This is a genomic window from Microbulbifer sp. YPW16, from assembly GCF_021290385.1.
Lineage (GTDB): Bacteria > Pseudomonadota > Gammaproteobacteria > Pseudomonadales > Cellvibrionaceae > Microbulbifer > Microbulbifer zhoushanensis.
The window spans coordinates 2,737,875-2,757,266 of sequence record NZ_CP089928.1; the positions used below are offsets into that span (position 1 = coordinate 2,737,875).

General features: G+C 63.6%; 17 protein-coding genes. 9 read left to right on the top strand and 8 right to left on the bottom strand.

Translation table 11 applies throughout. The features are described from left to right. Positions 1–3: 3 nt before the first annotated feature. From LVE68_RS11800 to lptM, 4 genes are read right to left on the bottom strand one after another with little or no spacing between them, the layout of a single operon-like run. The gene (locus LVE68_RS11800; protein ID WP_232940600.1) at positions 4–744 is read right to left on the bottom strand and encodes a DUF484 family protein; all 741 of its coding nucleotides are present in this window, start codon (positions 742–744) and stop codon (positions 4–6) included. Positions 745–790: 46 nt separating this feature from the next. Continuing rightward, positions 791–1,621, bottom strand: coding sequence for a diaminopimelate epimerase (dapF, locus tag LVE68_RS11805; protein ID WP_232940602.1), 831 nt, complete (start codon positions 1,619–1,621; stop codon positions 791–793). A gap of 7 nt (positions 1,622–1,628) precedes the next feature. Next, entirely contained in the window at positions 1,629–2,894 is a 1,266-nt protein-coding gene (gene lysA / locus LVE68_RS11810) for a diaminopimelate decarboxylase (RefSeq protein ID WP_232940604.1), read from the bottom strand. Then, complete coding sequence (gene lptM, locus LVE68_RS11815) at positions 2,891–3,211, bottom strand: LPS translocon maturation chaperone LptM (RefSeq protein WP_232940606.1); 321 nt, start codon at positions 3,209–3,211, stop codon at positions 2,891–2,893. The genes lysA and lptM overlap by 4 nt, the downstream gene beginning before the upstream one ends. A gap of 99 nt (positions 3,212–3,310) precedes the next feature. On the opposite strand from lptM, the gene cyaY reads away from it, so the two are divergent. Then, a complete protein-coding gene (cyaY, locus tag LVE68_RS11820) occupies positions 3,311–3,649 on the top strand; it encodes an iron donor protein CyaY (RefSeq protein WP_232940607.1) in 339 nt (112 codons plus the stop codon). A 316-nt stretch (positions 3,650–3,965) separates the two neighbouring features. Here the strand turns inward: cyaY and argH are convergent, their stop codons facing one another. Next, a complete protein-coding gene (gene argH / locus LVE68_RS11825) occupies positions 3,966–5,378 on the bottom strand; it encodes an argininosuccinate lyase (RefSeq protein ID WP_232940608.1) in 1,413 nt (470 codons plus the stop codon). Between the two features lie 171 nt (positions 5,379–5,549). On the opposite strand from argH, the gene LVE68_RS11830 reads away from it, so the two are divergent. Then, positions 5,550–6,683, top strand: a complete 1,134-nt coding sequence (locus LVE68_RS11830; RefSeq protein WP_232940609.1) for a sensor histidine kinase — start codon at positions 5,550–5,552, stop codon at positions 6,681–6,683. Further along, positions 6,680–7,429, top strand: coding sequence for a LytR/AlgR family response regulator transcription factor (locus tag LVE68_RS11835; RefSeq protein ID WP_232940610.1), 750 nt, complete (start codon positions 6,680–6,682; stop codon positions 7,427–7,429). The genes LVE68_RS11830 and LVE68_RS11835 overlap by 4 nt, the downstream gene beginning before the upstream one ends. 160 nt (positions 7,430–7,589) lie before the next feature. Here LVE68_RS11835 and LVE68_RS11840 read toward each other — a convergent pair whose 3' ends face one another. The 3 genes from LVE68_RS11840 to LVE68_RS11850 all read right to left on the bottom strand — a co-directional run bounded on the left by LVE68_RS11840 (position 7,590) and on the right by LVE68_RS11850 (position 12,788). Then, positions 7,590–10,280: a Kelch repeat-containing protein gene (locus LVE68_RS11840; RefSeq protein WP_232940611.1), complete on the bottom strand. Its 2,691-nt coding sequence runs from the start codon at positions 10,278–10,280 to the stop codon at positions 7,590–7,592. Positions 10,281–10,512: 232 nt separating this feature from the next. Continuing rightward, entirely contained in the window at positions 10,513–11,661 is a 1,149-nt protein-coding gene (locus LVE68_RS11845; protein ID WP_232940612.1) for a PilT/PilU family type 4a pilus ATPase, read from the bottom strand. A gap of 92 nt (positions 11,662–11,753) precedes the next feature. Beyond that, positions 11,754–12,788 carry a type IV pilus twitching motility protein PilT gene (locus LVE68_RS11850; protein WP_232940613.1) on the bottom strand — a complete coding sequence of 345 codons (1,035 nt, stop codon included), beginning with the start codon at positions 12,786–12,788 and terminating at the stop codon, positions 11,754–11,756. A gap of 125 nt (positions 12,789–12,913) precedes the next feature. Here LVE68_RS11850 and LVE68_RS11855 point away from each other — a divergent pair, with 125 nt between their 5' ends. The 6 genes from LVE68_RS11855 (at position 12,914) to metW (ending at position 19,346) form a co-directional block, all read left to right on the top strand. Beyond that, positions 12,914–13,612, top strand: a complete 699-nt coding sequence (locus LVE68_RS11855; RefSeq protein WP_232940614.1) for a YggS family pyridoxal phosphate-dependent enzyme — start codon at positions 12,914–12,916, stop codon at positions 13,610–13,612. 118 nt (positions 13,613–13,730) lie between these two features. Next, positions 13,731–14,543, top strand: coding sequence for a pyrroline-5-carboxylate reductase (proC, locus tag LVE68_RS11860; RefSeq protein ID WP_233006710.1), 813 nt, complete (start codon positions 13,731–13,733; stop codon positions 14,541–14,543). A 51-nt stretch (positions 14,544–14,594) separates the two neighbouring features. Beyond that, positions 14,595–15,200 carry a YggT family protein gene (locus LVE68_RS11865; RefSeq protein ID WP_232940615.1) on the top strand — a complete coding sequence of 202 codons (606 nt, stop codon included), beginning with the start codon at positions 14,595–14,597 and terminating at the stop codon, positions 15,198–15,200. A gap of 230 nt (positions 15,201–15,430) precedes the next feature. After that, the gene (locus LVE68_RS11870; protein ID WP_232940616.1) at positions 15,431–17,398 is read left to right on the top strand and encodes a dynamin family protein; all 1,968 of its coding nucleotides are present in this window, start codon (positions 15,431–15,433) and stop codon (positions 17,396–17,398) included. 224 nt (positions 17,399–17,622) lie between these two features. Beyond that, entirely contained in the window at positions 17,623–18,756 is a 1,134-nt protein-coding gene (gene metX / locus LVE68_RS11875; protein ID WP_233006711.1) for a homoserine O-succinyltransferase MetX, read from the top strand. Then, a complete protein-coding gene (metW, locus tag LVE68_RS11880) occupies positions 18,756–19,346 on the top strand; it encodes a methionine biosynthesis protein MetW (RefSeq protein WP_232940618.1) in 591 nt (196 codons plus the stop codon). Before metX ends, metW begins: the two co-directional genes overlap by 1 nt. The last annotated feature ends 46 nt before the right edge of the window (positions 19,347–19,392 follow it).

Below are 19,392 nucleotides of genomic sequence, written 5' to 3' on the forward strand. Positions count from 1 at the left end.
CAATCAGTCCCGGTCCAGCAGTCGCGGCAACAGGCGCTCGAGCACTTCACCGATATAGGACAGGAACAGGGTGCCGAGGCTGGAACTGTAGTGCTGGGGGTCGGAGGAACCCACGGCCAGAATACCGAGCTGGTTTGCCAGCGGTACCACGGCGGCCGAGGCCACCCGGTCGGCGGACTCCTTGCCGAACAGGTATTCGCGTTCCGCCGGACGCAGTACGCCGCAAACCGTGCGGCCATTGCGCAGGATTGATCCCACAGATGCCTCGGCAGTGGTGCGGTTGCTGGCCCGCACCCGGCCCAGTTCGCGCTTGCCCTGGGGCAGGGGTTCGAACAGGGTCAGGGCCGTGGTTTCCACACCGAAATCCTCGCGGAAGCTTTGCAGCAGGGACTCGCCGGCCTCGGCCACGGTCTGCGCGTCGAGTAGCGCCAGCACCAGCCGGCGGCTGTGCATAAACAGCTGGTCATTGTCCCGCGCCGCCTGCAGCAGCTGGTCGAGGCGCTGGCGCATCTCGATATTGCGCTCGCGCAGCAGGTTGGTCTGGTGGGTCATCAGCGACACGGTCTTGCCGCTCTGGCTGGGCAGCTGGATGGTTTCCAGCAGCTCCATGTGGTCGGCGAAAAAGTCCGGGTTCTGGATCAGGTAACGGGCAACCTGGCGCGACAGGACTTTCTTGTCCCGTTGGCTTTCCTGTTGGTCCGCGTCGGCGGCCGGGGCCTGGATTGCATCGCTTGTGTCGGTCATGCTTTCTCTTATTACCTGTTCCTGTTGCCGGCATTCCTGGGGGCGGTTAAAGGAGAATCTGCCCCTGGTACACGGTGGTTGCGGGCCCGGTCATGGTAACCGGCTCGCCGGGCCCGCTCCAGTGGATCGTCAGCTCGCCGCCGGGCAGGGCGACCGTGACTTTCTCATCCACCAGGTCGCGCAGCCGCGCCGCCACCACGGCCGCGCAGGCGCCGGTGCCACAGGCCCGGGTCTCGCCCACACCCCGCTCGAACACCCGCAGGCGCGCCCGGTCGCGGGACTCTACCTGCAGGAAGCCCACATTAACCCGGTTGGGAAAACGCGGGTGACTCTCAATTTTCGGGCCCAGTGCTTCCACGGGCGCCCGGTCGGTATCCTCGACCAGCAGTACTGCGTGGGGGTTACCCATGGACACCGCGCCGATGATAAAGGTCTCGCCATCGACTTCCAGTGGATAGGTCTCGGCGCGGCGATCGGCGTCAAAGGGGATTTCTGCGGGTTCCAGCACCGGCGCGCCCATGTCCACACTTACCCGGTCGCGCTCGGCCAGTTCCAGCTGCAGCAGCCCGCCGGTGGTTTCCACCAGCAACCGGTGCTTGCCGGTCAGGCGCCGCTCGCGCACAAAGCGGGCAAAACAACGGGCGCCGTTGCCGCAGTTTTCCACTTCGCTGCCATCGGCATTGAATATGCGGTAGCGGAAGTCGGCGTCCGGGTTGCGGGGTGCCTCGACCAGCAGTACCTGGTCACAGCCCACGCCCAGGTGGCGATCGGCCAGGCGGCGGATCTTGTCCGGGGACAGTTTGATGCGCTGGCTGATGCCGTCGAGCATCACGAAGTCGTTGCCGAGCCCGTGCATCTTGGTGAATTTCAGGCGCATGGCGTGCTTACCCCTCGCCGCCGCGGGCGGGGGGCACGGTGCTCTCTCCGCGCAGCAGGTCCGCCAGGTTTTCCCGCGCCCGCACCAGGTGGGTGCGATCGCCATCGACGATCACCTCGGCGGCCCGCGGGCGTGTATTGTAGTTGGAGCTCATGGTGAAACCGTAGGCGCCGGCGGACAGCAGCGCCAGCAGCTGGCCCGGCTGCAGCGCCAGTTCGCGTCGCTTGCCGAGGAAATCGCCGGTCTCACATACCGGGCCGACGATATCCCAGATTTCCACGTCGCCGTTGCTGGGCTTCACCGGGACGATATCCTGCCAGGCCTGGTAGAGCGCCGGGCGCAGGTTGTCGTTCATGGCCGCATCGACGATGGCGAAGTTGTGCTCCTCGGTACGCTTCAGGTATTCGACCCGGGTCAGCAGCAGTCCGCCGTTGGCGGCAATAGAGCGGCCCGGTTCCATCACCAGTTCCAGGTCGCGGCCCTGCAGCCGCTCCTTGACTGCTCCCAGGTAATCACTCACCGGCGGCGGCATCTCGCCGCGATAGCGCACGCCCAGGCCACCGCCCAGGTCCAGGTGCTTGAGCCGGATGCCTTCTTCCGCCAGCTGGTCGATCAGTAGCAGCAGCCTTTCCAGGGCGTCGAGGAAGGGGGAGATTTCCGTCAGCTGTGAGCCGATATGGCAGTCGACGCCCACCACTTCCAGGTGCTCGGACTGCGCCGCGCGCCGGTAAGTGTCGAGGGCGTCGTCGATGGCGATGCCGAATTTGTTTTCCTTGAGCCCGGTGGAAATGTACGGGTGCGTTTTCGCATCCACGTCCGGGTTCACCCGCAGGGATACCGGCGCGTTGACGCCCATGTCTGCCGCCACTGCCTCCAGCCGTTCCAGCTCGCCGTCGGACTCGACGTTAAAGCAGTGCACGCCCACCTCGAGCGCGCGGCGCATTTCCGCGGCGGTCTTGCCCACACCGGAAAACACTACCCGCGACGGATCGCCACCGGCCTGCAGCACCCGCTCCAGCTCACCACCGGAGACGATATCGAAGCCGGCCCCGAGCTGCGCCAGCAGTGACAGGATGCCCAGGTTACTGTTGGCCTTTACCGCATAGCAGATCATACCCGGGTGGTCGCCCAGGGCATCGGCATAGTCGCGGTACTGCTGTTCAAAGTGCGCGCGGCTGTACACGTAAGTGGGGGTGCCGAATTGCTCGGCGATGTGTTCCAGCGAGACGTCTTCAGCCCACAGGCTGCCCTCGCGGTAATTGAAATCGCTCATTTTTCTACTTCTTGCTGCTCGGGTTCTTGCTGCTCCGGCTGTTCCGCCTGCCCGGTATCGGTTTCCATACTGTCCACCGGGGTGTCGACCGGCCCTGGCTGGGGCGCAGCCTGCTGTGCTTCTGCCGCCGGCAGGCCAGTGGCGGGAGAAGAGGGCTGCCCGGACGCTGGTGCTGCCGGAGCGCCGGCCACCGGGGCGCCGGGCATCGGTGCCGCGGGCTGTGCGGGATCCTGCGGCAGGTACAGCGGTCCCTTCTGGCCGCAGCCGCCCAGCGCGACGGCAGTAAGAATGGTGGCGAGGAAAAATCTCTGGCGCATGCGCGGCTTCCTGCAGCTGTCTGGCGGAGTTCGGGTGAAAGCCTGCTAGTATAGCGACCTCAGATCCATATCGTACACGGTAACAGAAGTAACCATTTTATGAGCCAAGCGGAATTCGATGCGGCCATCGAGCGTACCCTGATTGCCATCGAGGATGCCCTGGATGAATGCGAGTGGGACATCGATTACGAGCGCGCGGATGCGGTGCTGACCCTGACCCTGGAAGATAACGGCAGCCAGGTGATCCTCTCCCGCCAGACCGCCAACCAGGAGCTGTGGGTGGCGGCGCGCTCCGGCGGCTTTCACCTGTCCTTCGACAATGCCGGCACCGGGCCGGTCTGGAAGTGCACCACCACCGGCGAGGACCTGCCGACGCTGCTGGACCGCGTGCTGACCGAGCAGCAGGGCGAGCCGGTGTCCCTCAGCCTGGACCTCTGACCACATACCGCCCATGTAGGCGCGGCCCATGGCCGTGACCAGCGCCGGGTAACCGTTGCAGCCAGTCGCCGTCGCGGCCAGCGGCCGCTCCTACAGCGTTACTTCGGTGGTGCCGTTCAACTGGGCGTTGTCCGGTAGCGGCGGGGCGAGTCTGCCTTTCATCATATTTTCCCGGCTTACCCCCCCCCACACTCCTGTAGGAGCGGCCGCTGGCCGCGATCGCCCGGTGCGTCGTCATGCAGCCACAGATATCGCGGCCATGGGCCGCGCCTACAGGTGTTCTTCGTCATGCCGGCGAGGGCCGGCATGCAGTGATTCAGCGCGCGGCGATCAGCTTTTTCGCCCGCGCGCACGCCGCGCGCACCTGCGCCGGCGCGGTGCCGCCGATATGGTCACGGGCGGCCACGGAACCTTCCAGCGTGAGCACCTCAAAGACATCCTCGCCGATGTCGGCGGAGAACTGCTGCAGCTGTTGCAGGCTCAGTTCCGCCAGGTCTGCCCCCTGCTCGATGGCGAAGGACACGGACTGGCCGACAATCTCATGGGCATCGCGGAAGGCCACGCCCTTGCGCACCAGGTAATCGGCCAGGTCGGTGGCGGTGGAGAAGCCCTGGGCGGCCGCGGCCAGCATATTCTCTTTCTTGGCCTCCAGCGCCGGCACCATGTCGGCGAAGGCACGCAGGCAGTCGAGCGCGGTATCGGCGGCGTCGAACAGCGGTTCCTTGTCCTCCTGGTTGTCCTTGTTGTAGGCCAGCGGCTGGCTCTTCATCAGGGTCAGCAGGGATACCAGGTGGCCGTTGACGCGGCCGGTCTTGCCGCGCACCAGTTCCGGCACATCCGGGTTCTTCTTCTGCGGCATGATGGACGAGCCGGTACAGAAGCGGTCCGGCAGGTCGATGAAATCGAACTGGCTCGAGGTCCACAGCACCAGTTCCTCGCTGGCGCGGGACAGGTGGGTCAGCAGCAGCGCGGCAAAGGCACAGAACTCGATGGCGAAGTCCCGGTCGCTGACCGAGTCCAGCGAGTTCTCCGTGGGGGCATCGAAGCCCAGCAGCTCGGCAGTCCGCGCCCGGTCGATGGGGTAGCTGGTGCCGGCCAGCGCCGCGGCACCCAGCGGCGAGCGATTGACCCGCTTGCGGCAGTCCATCAGGCGCTCGTAGTCCCGGGTCAGCATTTCGTTCCAGGCCAGCAGGTGGTGGCCGAAGGTGACCGGCTGGGCCGACTGCAGGTGGGTAAAGCCGGGCATGATGGTGTCCGCCTCCCGCTCGGCCAGGTCCACCAGGCCGGTCTGCAGGCGGGTCAGCTCGGCGCCGATCAGGTCGATGCGACCCCGCAGCCACAGGCGTATGTCAGTAGCCACCTGGTCGTTGCGTGAACGGCCCGTGTGCAGCTTCTTGCCGGTGGCACCGATGCGCTGGGTGAGGCGCGCCTCTATGTTCATATGCACATCTTCCAGCGCGACCTCCCAGGGAAACTGGCCGGCCTCGATCTCGCCGGCAATATCCTGCAGGCCACCGGCGATCTGTTCGTACTCCTCCGCGGTGAGTACGCCCACCTCGGACAGCATCTGGGCATGCGCCAGCGAGCCCTGGATATCCTCCATCGCCATGCGCTGGTCGAAACTTACCGAGGCGGTGAATCGTTCCACGAAGGCATCGGTGGCCTCGCTGAAGCGGCCGCCCCAGAGCTTGGCGGCGGGGTTGGCGGAAGCGTTGGTGTCTTTGCTCATAGTGCCTCTGTATTCATGCCTGGGTATCGGTGGCCCTGCCCGGTTGCAGGGCGGTGGAACTGCGCGGGTGATGGCGGTATCTTGCTTGTTTCCCGGTCGCCCTCGCAGCGACAGCTGCCGGGGCGGTTACGGCCCAAGAATAGATAACAAATCCAGAAGAAAGAACGTGGTATGACTTCCCCACAGCCCGCTCGGCCGGCGGGCATTATAGCGCAGCAAATTCGCGAAACAGCCCCCGAAGGCAAAGAATCTGCACCTGCCCACTTCCTGCCGGACCTGTGCAGCGTATCCGCCGTTGCCGTGCTGGTGATGATGGGCGAGCTGCTGGCGGTGGTGCTGGTGCTGGCGGTGGACGGCCTGCGGGAGTTCAGCTGGCAGAGGCTGGGCCTGTTCTCCCTGACTACCCAGTGGGTGATCCTGCCGGCGGCGGCGCTGTTGTGCCGCCTGCGGCCGCGGCTGGCCCGGCTGTCACCACGCCGGGCCGGCGCGCTCAGTTTTGCCGTGGTGCTGGCGGTGCTGGGCGCGGTGATGCTGGCCCAGCAATGGTGGCTGGCGAACCTCTCCGGGCAGCCGCTGGATCTCTGGGCACTGGGCGGTAACCTGCTGCTGGGTGCCATCTGTGCCGGGGTGGTGTTGCGCTACGCGTTTGTCCAGCAGCAGCTCCACAACCAGCAGCGCGCCGAGCTGGGCGCCCGTATCGAGGCGCTGCAGTCGCGCATCCGCCCGCATTTCCTGTTCAACAGCCTCAACAGCCTGGCCAGCCTGATCGCGGTGGACCCGGATCGAGCCGAGCGGCTGGTGGAGGAATTGTCAGCCCTGTTCCGTGCCAGCCTGGCGGAACCGAAAATGGTATCGCTGGCGCAGGAGCTGGCGCTGGCGCGGCGCTATATGGAAATCGAGGCCCTGCGCCTGGGGGAGCGTCTCCAGCAGGACTGGCAGGTGAACGATGACCTGGCCGACGTGCAGGTACCGTCCATGCTGCTGCAGCCACTGCTGGAAAATGCCGTACTCCACGGTGTGGCACGGATTCGCGGCGGTGGCTGTATCCGGGTACAGGTGTCACAGGAAGCCGACCGGCTGGCAGTGTGGATCGACAACCCGCTGCCCGCGGAGAGCCCGCAAGAGCATGCTGCGGGCAATGGTATGGCGCTGGAAAATATCCGCCAGCGCCTCGCCGCGCACTATCCGCGGGGATTCGAATTCCGTGCCGGCAGGGAGGGCAACCGCTACCAGGTCAACCTGCACTTGCCGATTTCGCCCACGTCGCGGCCACTGGTGCAGCAGGCACAGGAGGAGCCGGCATGACGGAACTGGGAGTGCTGATCGTTGACGATGAACCCCTGGCCCGCACGCGGCTGGCGCGCCAGCTCCAGGGCCTGGCGCAATGTGAATTGCTGGGCGAGGCGGCCGATGCGGTCGAGGCCCTGCGGCAGGTACAGCGGCTCGATCCGGACCTGGTGCTGCTGGATATCGAGATGCCGGGTGACAACGGCCTGGAGCTGGCCCGGCAACTGTCGGCACTGGAGTACCCGCCCGCGTTGATTTTCTGCACTGCCCACGATGAATTCGCGTTGCCGGCCTTTGCCACGGCGGCGGTGGGGTACCTGCTGAAGCCGGTGACGGCAGCGGACCTGTCGGCGGCGGTGGACAAGGCGGTGCAATTGAACCGGTCACAGCGCAAGGTGGCCGGAATATCCGCGCAGCCGGCAATGGCGGCCGGCCGCAAGCGCCTCAGGTCTGCCAGCCGCCGTGGTGTGGAACTGGTGGATGTTGCGGGAATCCGCTGCTTTGTCGCCGACAACAAATATGTGGTGGCGCATTACCCGGGCGGTGAGGCAATCCTGGAGGAATCCCTGAAGGAGCTTGAGGCGGAATTTGCCGGCCGGTTTGTGCGGGTGCACCGCAATGCGCTGGTGGCAGTGGAATCCATTACCGGCCTCGAGCGCGAGGGTGGAAACTACCGTGTATTGCTGGACGGCGTCGACGAGCGGCCGCAGGTAAGCCGGCGATTACTGCCTGCGGTAAGATCCCTGATTGAAGAAATGGCCTGAAGCCAGCCACTCGCCCGTGGGTTACCGAATGGCCAGGTTGGGTTACCCGGGGCGGCCATCCCCATACCCCTGGTCATGCGCCCGCTGAGCCGCGTCAAAAAACGGCTCGGCAGGCTGGGCCCGCTCTGCGGCCCAGCCTCACTTACGTTCACGCCGGGGTTCAATTGGCAATAAACCCGCGGCTGTAGCCCTTGCGCCAGCCATCAGGCGAGGTGAATCGCCACGGTTGCCGGTACTCTTCAAAGTTGTGGCCCACACCGCCAAGCATCCATAGCTCACCATTAAAGGGCAGTAGCTGGTGGTGGTAGCGGGGCGCGAATGGTGCATCACCGGCTGCCTGAATCCAGGTGATCCCGTCTTCGGATGTCCAGATATCACCCAGGGCATTGATGCTGCTGTCGTAGCCGCCAGTCAGCCACAGCTTGCCCTCGTAGTTCGTTACCTGGTGATAGACCCGCGCGGGGAATGCTGGAACCGGTATTACCTGCTGCCAGCTTTTCCCGTCCCCGGAATACCAGACGTCGCGCTTGAGAGTGTTGTCTACCGGATCAGAGCCGCCACTGACCCACAGCTTGCCGTTGAAGCTGGATACTTCATATCTTTCCAGTGGCGAAAACTGGGGCAGTGAAGAGACCAGGTCCCAGTTGATGCCATCTGCCGAAGACCAGACCTCATTCGTGGGGACCCCGCTGACCTCGGCCTGGGCAAATACCCACAACCTGTTGTCATGCACAACCACGCGGTGGCCTGTCTCGGCAGGAAAGCCGGCGTCGCTGGTTTCCTGCGACCAGGAAATACCATCGGGTGACGACCAGACGTCGTTTTTGGCTGCCGTGCCCGAGCCCAGGTCGTAACCGCCAATCAGCCAGAACCGGTTGTCAAAATAGGCGAGCCGGTGACCGCTCCGGCGAAGCAAGCCGCCAGTCGTTGTTCGCCTGGACCATTCGAGGCCATCCGCTGATTGCCAGATGACGGCATCGGACGGGTTGCTCTGATCGACCGGGTCAAGAAGGATAAACTGCTCATCTGAAGCCACGACGGGGATATCGCCATAGTAGATGTTTTCCGGCAATGCCTGCGCCGGCGACTCCCGGATCCAGGAAGAGCCAGAGCCTGTTGACCATACCCAGTTCCTGCGCTTGCTCCCGCTGGAGTTTTCCCCGAGGGATACTGTGTAGCTCCCGCCGACAATCCACAGGCGGTCCCGGAAAGAGACGGCCTGGTGCTCCCTGATATGGCTGTCAGCCAGCGCCTGTGCATCGATATCCAGCTGCTCCCAGTTGATACCGTCGCCAGACCGCCATGCCGTGGTTTCAATGGGGTTGAAGTCCAGGTAAGCGGAAGTCCCGATTATCCAGAGTTTGCCCTGGTGGGTCAGCATCTGGTGGTTGCGAAGGTTGGCAAACTGCTCCAGGTCGGCTGCCCTGTTCCAGTTTTTGCCGTCAGGAGAGGACCAGACAGTCTCGTTCTCCCCATTTGCTTCCCCACCGGTCAGCCAGAGCCTGTTGTCGTACACGGCGACACGGTGCCCGAAGCGTCCACCGAAAGGCGCGGTTGCAACTTCCCGAGTCCAGGTGATGCCATCGGGAGAGGACCAGACATCTGAAAATATGCTGCTGCTGTCGCTCCAGCTGGAACCACCGATCACCCATAATTTCCCGTTGAAGCTCACTGCCTGGTGGTCGGCCCTGGGCGGGAATCCGGCATCGCCGGTGAGCTGCGTCCACTCGGTGCCATTGGTCGATGTCCAGACATCACTCTTCTCGCCATCACTATTGCCTGCAATCAGGAACAGCTTTCCCCCGTGCTCGACGATCTGGTGATCGAGCCTGCGACCCGGCAGGTTGGAATCCGCCTGTTGCCAAACCCGGCCATCGCTGGAGACCCAGGGGTCAAACGGTGTCCTGCCGCTGCTGGTACCGCCGTAAAGCCACAGTTTGCCATTGAACTCGATCACCTGGTGTTGCGTGCGGCGACTGAACTGGTGTGGCCAGGCGGTGACCTCACTCGTTCCGGCAAGTTTCAGGTAGGCGGGAGTGCCCAGCGTTGCATTATTGTCGACAAGTGAGCCATCAATAGCCTGCACACTGCCGTTCGCACAGCCAGCGAAGTTACCAATATCGCATTCCGGCTCGCTAGAGCTGTAAAGGCTCATACCGTAGGTTGCCTCAGGGAGTTCAAGCAAGGTGTCCGAGGCTCCGCTCCAGGCGTGCATTATGGCGCTGGTGCGGATTTCAAAAGATGCAGACGCAGCAGAAAAAACACTGTCGGCTTCCTGGTGCGCTGAAATTATTGACCTGCCCAGTCCATGCGCTGTCACCACGCCATCGGGGGCGACTGTCGCAACATTGGTATTGCTCGAGCTGTAGGTGATGTCGGTGGAGGCGAGTCCGCTTGCCGGGTTGGACAGGCTTTTTCCTGTCGCGAGTGGTTGTACCTCAGCTGAGGAAAAGGAGAGCGCGTTTTCCCTGGTTGATACGTTGACATCATAGGCAGCGGAGGCTCCGCTGTACTCGGAGTCCTCTGCGATATTGGCCGTAATCCTGGTGCTGCCCGCACCCATGGCTGTAACCTGGCCGCTACCGTCGACCATCGCTACCTGTTCATTGCCGGAACTATAAGTAATAGCGCCACTGCCGGGCGCAGTCGCGGGATTGTCCAGGCTTTCCCCGACTGTCAGGGCGACTGGCCCCTCCTGCGAAAACGTCAGGTCCTGTTCTGACAGTTGCGTCTCCGGGGGTGAAGTTGAACCAGGTGATGGATCACTGTTGCCACCACTACCGCCGCCACCGCAGTTTATCAGGGCGAGAGCCCCCCAAAGGACTAAAAATAGCCTTGCCCCCTTGAGCATGAAACCTCCGAATTTATTGTTATCAGGATATGGTGAGAACTTAATTCTCAATGATAACAGTTGTAAGGGATAAAATTGCCTGGCATATGGCAGTGAGGGGGGCGTGGCGGGAGTGTCAGGTGCTTCTCGGTGTTTAGCGCCTGCTGTGGCTGGAAAGGTGTGTCAGCGAACCGCCTTGCGCCTCACTGACACACCTTTCAATCATGGATGTTGAATGGGTAGACGCCGCAAATCAGAAAATCTGCGGTCCCTTGTAGTCGTCAGTCTCGCCTTCAAGGCTCAGCTCGCCCGCTGCCTCGTTCAGGTACTCGGCGTCGGATTCTGACTTGAGCTTGATCATCAGGCGCAGGTCGTTGGCGGAGTCGGCGTGGGCGAGGGCGTCCTCGTAGGTGATCTCGCCGCGGTCGTACAGTTCGTACAGGGCCTGGTCGAAAGTCTGCATCCCCTGCTCGTTGGAGCGCTTCATCAACTCTTTCAGCTTGTGCACCTCGCCCTTGCGGATCAGGTCCGAGGCCAGCGGGGTGTTGATCATGATTTCCAGGCACGCGCGGCGGCCGTCGCCATCCGGGGTGGGTACCAGCTGCTGGGCCACCATGGCCCTCAGGTTCAGGGACAGGTCCATCCACAGTTGCTGGTGCCGGTCGGCGGGGAAGAAGTGGATGATCCGGTCCAGCGCCTGGTTGGCATTGTTGGCGTGCAGGGTACACAGGCACAGGTGGCCGGTTTCGGCGAAGGCGATGGCGTGGTCCATGGTTTCGCGGGAGCGCACCTCACCAATCAGGATCACGTCCGGCGCCTGGCGCAGGGTGTTCTTCAGGGCCACTTCGAAGGATTCGGTATCCAGGCCCACCTCGCGCTGGGTCACGATACAGCCGCGGTGCTGGTGGACGAATTCGATCGGGTCCTCGATCGAGATGATGTGTCCCTTGGAGTTCTCATTGCGGTGGCCGATCATCGAGGCCAGTGACGTGGACTTACCGGTACCGGTGGCACCCACGAAGATGATCAGGCCGCGCTTGGTCATCGCCAGTTCCTTGACCACTTCCGGCAGCCCCAGGCCATCGATGGTGGGGATCTTGGTCTCGATCCGCCGCAGCACCATGCCCACCAGGTTGCGCTGGAAGAACGCCGAGACCCGGAAGCGGCCCACATTGCGCACCGCGATGGCAAAGTTGAGCTCTTTCTTTTCCGCGAACTCGCGCCGCTGTTTCTCGTTCATTACCCCGACGACCATCTCGCGGGCCTTTTCCGGGGTCAGAGCCGTGCTGCTGGCGGGCACCACCTTGCCGTGCACCTTGATTGAGGGCGGCACCCCGGCAGTGATAAACAGGTCGGATGCGCCTTTCTCGACGACAAGCTGGAGGAGTCTTTCGATTTCCATTGTGGTTACCGCTTTTTATCGATTGTTGTGGCGGGCTTGCGGCCCGCTGGCAGGGCCGTGGCCCCGCACTGGCTGACACCGGTTTGCCGGTGTTAGAAATTTTCCGGCATCTTGGCTTTTTCGCGCGCCGTCTCGCGGCTGATGATGCGCTTCTCGACCAGGTCCTGGAGGCACTGGTCCATGGTCTGCATGCCCACATTGGCGCCGGTCTGGATGGCGGAGTACATCTGCGCGATCTTGTCCTCACGGATCAGGTTACGGATCGCCGGGGTGCCGCGCATGATTTCATGTGCCGCCACGCGGCCGCCACCGACGCGCTTCATCAGCGTCTGGGAGATCACCGCCTGCAGGGATTCCGACAGCATTGAGCGCACCATGGCCTTTTCCGCGGCCGGGAACACGTCAACCACCCGGTCGATGGTCTTGGCGGCGGAGGTGGTGTGCAGGGTGCCGAATACCAGGTGGCCAGTCTCCGCGGCGGTGAGCGCCAGACGAATGGTCTCCAGGTCACGCATCTCGCCCACGAGGATGATGTCCGGGTCTTCCCGCAGGGCGGAGCGCAGTGCCTCGGCGAAGCCGTGGGTGTCGCGGTGCACCTCGCGCTGGTTCACCAGGCACTTCTTGGATTCGTGCACGAATTCGATCGGGTCCTCGACGGTGAGGATGTGCTCGTACTTGTTGTCATTGATGTAGTCCACCATGGCCGCCAGGCTGGTGGACTTACCGGAACCGGTGGGGCCGGTGACCAGCACCAGGCCGCGCGGCATGTCGGAGATCTGCTTGAACACCTGGCCCATGCCCAGGTCCTCCATGGTCAGTACCTTGGAGGGAATGGTCCGGAACACGGCGCCGGCACCGCGGTTGTGGTTGAAGGCGTTGACCCGGAAGCGGGCGACGCCCGGGACTTCGAAGGAGAAGTCCGTTTCCAGGAACTCCTCGAAATCCTTGCGCTGCTTGTCGTTCATGATCTCATAGATCAGCGCGTGGACCTCCTTGTGCTCCATCGGGGGCAGGTTGATGCGGCGCACATCGCCATCCACCCGGATCATCGGCGGCAGCCCGGCGGAGAGGTGCAAGTCGGAAGCGTTCTGCTTGGCGCTGAAGGCGAGGAGTTCTGTGATGTCCATACTGCTACCTTATTGTTCTCGGCGGACCTGTTCTGGTGATTATTTAACCTGTGCGAGGCGGCAGCATATGCCTTCCCCGGACTCTGTTAGTACAATCCGCCCATTTCTGGTACCGGACCTAGTATATGCGCAAAGCGGATATCACCGAAAACCTCAATCGCGTGCGTGAGCGGATTGTCACATGTTGCCGTAGCTGCGGTCGCGACAGTGACAGCGTGACACTGCTGGCGGTTTCCAAGACCAAGCCGGCTGAAGACCTGCGCGCAGCCTTTGCTGCGGGGCAGCGCGATTTTGGCGAAAACTACCTGCAGGAGGCTCTGGACAAGCAGGCTGAACTGTCAGGCCTGTCGATCTGCTGGCATTTCATCGGCCCGCTGCAGTCGAACAAGACCCGCGCCGTGGCGGAGCATTTCCAGTGGCTGCATACCGTGGACCGGCTGAAAATTGCCCGGCGGCTGTCGGAACAGCGACCGGCGGGGATGGCACCGCTGAATATCTGCCTGCAGGTGAATATCGATGCCGAGGAGAGCAAGTCCGGAGTGGCGCCGGCAGAGCTGCCGGCGCTGGCGCGGGCCGTCGCCGGATTGCCCGGCCTGCGGCTGCGGGGCCTGATGGCGATTCCCGCCCCGCGGGCAGATGCGGCGGCGCAGCGTGAGCCGTTTGCGGCGCTGGCGGCGCTGCTGCAGCAGTTGCGTGAGGAACTGCCCGGGGCGCCGCTGGACACCCTGTCGATGGGGATGTCCGGGGACCTGGAGGCGGCAATCGAGGCAGGCAGCACGATGGTACGGGTGGGCACGGATATCTTCGGGCGGCGCGACCAGTAAGTTGCAGTGGCGGGCGCCATTCCCACAGGCCCGCCCCGGCGGCCATAATTAGCCCACGCCCGCGCGGCACAGGCACAACAGGATCCAACGACGAGAGGTAACAGTGGACACACCCAGAATGGTATTTATCGGTGGCGCCGGCAACATGGCCGGTGCGGTAATCGGCGGGCTGGTGGCGGATGGCTACCCCGCGGACAGGATCCTGGCGACCGGTCGCGACCGGCAGAAGCTGGATGCCTTTGCCGCCCGCACCGGGGTGCCGGTGGGCACGGACAACGCGGCGGCCATCGCCGATACCGATATCCTGGTGCTCTCGGTCAAGCCGCAGGTGATGAAGGACCTGTGTGAATCCATCCGCGACGTGGTGCAGGAGCGCCGGCCGCTGGTGGTAACCCTGGCGGCGGGTATTCCCCTCGCTGCCTACCAGCGCTGGCTGGGTGAAGGGGTGCCGGTTGTACGGGCCATGCCCAACACGCCGGCGCTGGTGGGCACTGGCGTCACCGGTCTGTTTGCGGCGGACGATGTCAGTGAGGAGCAGCGCGGCCAGGCGCAGCGCATTGCCGAGGCGGTGGGGCTGGCCCACTGGGTCGATGAGGAATCCGGCATCGACCAGGTGATTGCGGTGTCAGGCTCCGGGCCGGCTTACTACTTTCTCTTTATGGAGTCGATGATCGATGCGGCGGAGAAGGCCGGCATGGCCCGTGCAGACGCCGAGCGGCTCACCTTGCAAACCGCTCTGGGTGCGGCGAAACTGGCCACGGCCAGCGACGTCGATGTGGCCCAGCTGCGCCGCAACGTGATGTCTCCCGGTGGCACCACGGAGCGCGCCATCCGCTGCTTCGAGCAGGGTGGCCTGAAGTCGCTGGTGGAACAGGCCATGGGCGACTGTGCGGAACGCGCTGCGCAGATGGCGCGCGAGCTTGACCAGTAGCCGGGCACCTTTACGGCAACGACCCCATAACAGAGCTAACAGGGACAATTCATGGGCAATACGTTTTCCAATATCGGCGTTTTTCTGGTCGCTACACTGGGGATTCTCTTCCTGTTCGCGGTACTGCTGCGCTTCCTGCTGCAGCTGGCGCGGGCCGATTTTTACAATCCCATCTCCCAGGGCGTGGTGAAAGTCACCAATCCGCTGCTGCTGCCGCTGCGCAAGGTGGTGCCCGGGATGTTCGGCGTCGACATGGCGTCGCTGGTGCTGGCGCTGCTGGTGGGCACCGTGATGATTATCGTGTGCGGTTTTATGATCGGGGCCGGACTGGTGAACCCATTGAGCGCGCTGTTGTGGTCGTTGATCGGCTGTATCAGCACCACTATCGCCATCGTGTTCGTGGGAATGCTGATTTCAATCGTGTTCAGCTGGATTGCACCGCAGAGCAGCCATCCGGCGCTGCTGTTGTTGCACCAGCTGCTGGAGCCCTTCATGGGCCCGATACGCAAAGTCATCCCGCCGCTGGGAATGATCGACATCAGCCCGATCTTCCTGTTTATCCTGCTGACAGTGGCGGACAAGCTGCTGGTAGGGTTTGCCCAGGCCGCCAGCATGCCGGCATTTGTCTACAGCCTGTTCTGGCATATTCCTTTCTGATCCACCGCTGTCCCGCCGGGCGCCGTGCGCCCGGCGATTCCTGCCCGCCCCCGGCCTGCGCCGCCTGGGCGTTAAACGCCGCATGAATTCCCGGCTTGTGTGTGTATTCCGCGCACTGGGTCGCATTTTGCTTGCGCGCCAGCTTTTATAAATGTCCCTGTTAGCGGACAATGCCCCGCTCCCCGGGAAATTCGCAAAATAAAGCAGCAGTAGAAGAACAACAGGAATACATGGAAGACGCCATCTTGCGACAGCACATTGCCGAGTACGACCGCTGGAAGAAAGCGCTCGACCACCAGTTTGACGAGTTCAATAACTGGCTGGAGCAGCACTTCCCCAACTCCGCCGGCGCCCGCCAGGTAGTGCGGCAGGCCCGCGCGCTGCTGGCGGAGGACCAGTTCACGCTGGCGCTGGTGGGCGAGTTCTCCCGGGGCAAGACCGAACTGATCAACGCGCTGCTGTCCCATACTTATGGCAAGCGCCTGCTGCCGTCCAAGCCGGGGCGCACCACCATGTGCCCCACCGAGATCTACAGCGACGGCAGCGACAAGGCCAGCCTGCGCCTGTTGCCCATCGAAACCCTGTCCACCAATACCAGCCTGGAAAGCTTCCGGCGCATCCCGCAGAAATGGGTCTCGCACCAGTTCAATGCCGATGACCCGGAGGCGACCCGCGCGGCGCTGCAGAAAGTGGCCGCGAGCAAAACGGTTACCCCGGAGGAGGCCGCGCGCTATGGCTTCGATCGTCGCCACCTGGACAGCCACGGCAACCTGGTGGAGATCCCGGCCTGGCGCTATGCCCTGATCTGCCTGCCGCACCCGCTGCTGTCACAGGGACTGCGCATCCTCGATACACCGGGGCTCAATGCCCTGGGCAACGAGCCGGAACTGACCCTGAGCACGCTGCCCAGTGCCCAGGCGGTGGCCTTCCTGCTGTCCGCCGATGCGGGCGTAAGCGGTACTGACCTGAATATGTGGGAGACCCACCTGGTGCCGTTGAAGGAACACCGCGGCACCGCGGTAATGGCGCTGCTGAACAAGATCGATGTGCTCTGGGGAGACCCGGACGAGGATCACGAGCAGATGCTGCGCGGTATGCGCGCGCAGGTTGCCAAGCTGCTGGAGCTGCCGATGGAGAGCGTGGTGGGGGTGTCCGCCAAGCAGGCCCTGGTGGCACGGCACCAGCGCGACCCGCAGCTGCTGCGGGACAGCCATTTCCAGGACTTCGAGCGCATGCTGGTGGAGCGCCTGCTGGAGCACCGCCAGAAAGTTTCCGAGCACCGCTCCCTGCACCAGGCACTGACGCTGATGGCGGATACCCGCGACCTGCTCAAGCGCCGGCTCAACAGCGGTCGCGCGGCACTGTCCCACCTGGAGCAGAACAGCGGCACCACCAAGGAGCAACTGGAAGAGCTGGTGGCCCTGCACAAGACCGCCCGCGAGCAACACAAGCTCTGCCACCAGGAGCTGCTGACCCTGAAATCCAGCCAGCGCATGCTGGCCCGCCAGCGTGCGGCCCTGCTGGAGCCGGTGTCCAGCCAGCAGCTGCAGACCCTGATCGAGGAAACCAGTCGCGCGCTCTACGAGCGCTGGACGCCGCTGGGACTGGCCAAGGCCATCGACGATTTCATGCACGGTGTGGATCACCAGCTGGGCAGCCTGGAACGCGAGGCGGAACAGGCTAACCGGGTGGTGGATGCGATCTTCGAGCGCTCCTCGCTGAGTCACCTGGATGCCAGTGAACAGCATCTCGACATGGGCAGCTTCCGCGCTGCCCTGCGCGGCCTGCACCGCCAGGCGGCCCAGCTGCGCCGCTCGCCGCAGCTATTGCTGGCGCGCCGCAACCGCCTGACGGAGCGCTTCCTGGCCACCCTCGCCAGCGAGGTGGGCCGGCTCTACAGCCAGCTGATTTCCGCTGCCGATGGCTGGCTCGACCAGGCGCTGGAACCCCTCAAACAGCACGCGCAGTACCAGAAGCACCTGCTGAACCGGCACCTGATCAAGCTTACCGAGCTGAAGCAGAAGACCCAGAGCAAGCGCACCGACCTGCGTGCGCTGGAGAGCGAAGTGGTGCGCAACGACAGCGCGCTGGCATCCCTGGAAGAGCTGCTGCGCCGCAGCGCGCCATCACCGCGTCCGGTGGCCCCGCCGCCCCGGGCCAGCAATGTGACCCCGCTGAAGGCCCCGGCCAGCAACTGACGCTGGCCATCATTTGTAATTTTCCGGCGCGCTCCCGTAAACTTGCCGCACGCCCCGATCGCCGCACTGGCGTGCAGCAGTGTGCCCGGGGGCCCCGATTCTGATCACCAAGCGAAGCCGCCTTGTCCACGGAAAAAGTCTCCCCCTCAGCAGACGCGCGCCCGCAGCCTGCCGGTGCCGCGCCCTCCGGATCCGGCCCGGCCAGTGCGGCGGGCTCAGTCGGTATTGTGGTACCGCAGCGGCATACATTCAGTGAGCCACTGGAACTGGCCTGTGGGCGCACGCTGCGTGACTACACGCTCGTTTACGAAACCTATGGCGAGCTCAATGCCGAGCGCAGCAATGCGGTGCTGATCTGCCACGCGTTGTCCGGCCATCACCACGCCGCCGGGCGCCACCATCCCGACGACAAGCGCCCCGGCTGGTGGGACAACTATATTGGGCCCGGCAAGCCGATCGATACCGACCGCTTTTTCGTGGTGTCGCTGAATAACCTGGGGGGCTGCCACGGTTCCACCGGCCCGGCGGACACCAACCCGGAAACGGGCCGGCCCTGGGGGCCGGATTTCCCCATGCTGCGCGTGCGCGACTGGGTGCACAGCCAGGCGCGGCTGGCCGATGTCCTCGGCATCGATCAGTGGGCCGCAGTGATTGGCGGCAGCCTGGGTGGCATGCAGGCAATGCGCTGGGCACTCGAGTACCCGGAGCGGTTACGCCACTGCGTGGTGATCGCCTCGGCAATGAAGCTCTCGGCGCAGAACATTGCCTTCAACGAGACGGCACGGCAGGCGATTACCTCGGACCCGGACTTCTGCGAGGGCCGCTACCTGGAACAGGGTCAGCTGCCCCGCCGGGGCCTGGCCGTGGCGCGCATGATTGGCCACATCACCTACCTGTCCGATGATGGCCTGGGACGCAAGTTCGGGCGCGAACTGCGCTCCGGCAGCTTCCGCCTGGGGGCGGAGGAAGAAGTGGAATTCCAGGTGCAGAGTTACCTGCGTTACCAGGGCGATACCTTCTCCAGCAGCTTCGACCCCAACACCTATATCCTGATGACCCGTGCACTGGATTATTTTGACCTGGCGCGGGAATACGGCGACGACCCGGTGGCGGCTTTCTCCCATGCCCGCTGCCGTTTCCTGTTGCTGTCGTTCACGTCCGACTGGCGCTTTGCGCCCGAGCGGTCGCGGGAAATTGCCGACGCATTGATGCACGCCAATATTCCTGTCAGCTACGCCGAGATTGAGTCCGCCATGGGACATGACGCCTTCCTGTTGCCCAATGATCGCTATCGACGGGTGTTCGGCACCTATATGGCAGGCGTTGCCGCGGAATGCAGTGAAGAGGTGAACGGCTGATGCGTATCGATCTGGACATCATCCAGGAGTGGATCGCGCCGCATACCCGCGTACTGGACCTGGGCTGTGGCGATGGCCTGTTGCTGGAGCAGCTCGGCCGCCACAAGCAGGTGAGTGGCTACGGCCTGGAAATCGACCACGGACAGATCGAGCGCTGCCTGGCGCGCGGGGTCAATGTGGTGGAGCAGAACCTGGACCAGGGCCTGGGCAATTTTGCCGACGGCAGTTTTGATACGGTGGTGATGACCCAGGCCCTGCAGACCCTGCGCCAGCCACACCTGGTAGTGCGGGAGATGCTGCGGGTGGGGCGTGAGTGCATCATTACCTTCCCCAACTTCGGCCAGTGGAGCGCACGCTGGCACCTGGCCTTTTCCGGGCGTATGCCCGTGTCGGATTTATTACCATTTGAGTGGTACGACACGCCCAATATTCATTTTTGTACTTTCCGGGACTTTGACCTGCTCTGTCGGGAGAACGACTGGACTATCCTGCACCGGCAGGTAGTATCAGAGTCATTGCCAGGCAGGGCGTTCAAGGATTTCCTGCCCAATCTGTTCGGCGAGACGGCAATTTACCATCTCACTCGCTAAACTGAATCTAGTAAAAGTAAAAGCGCGCCATGCGGCCCCGCTGTAA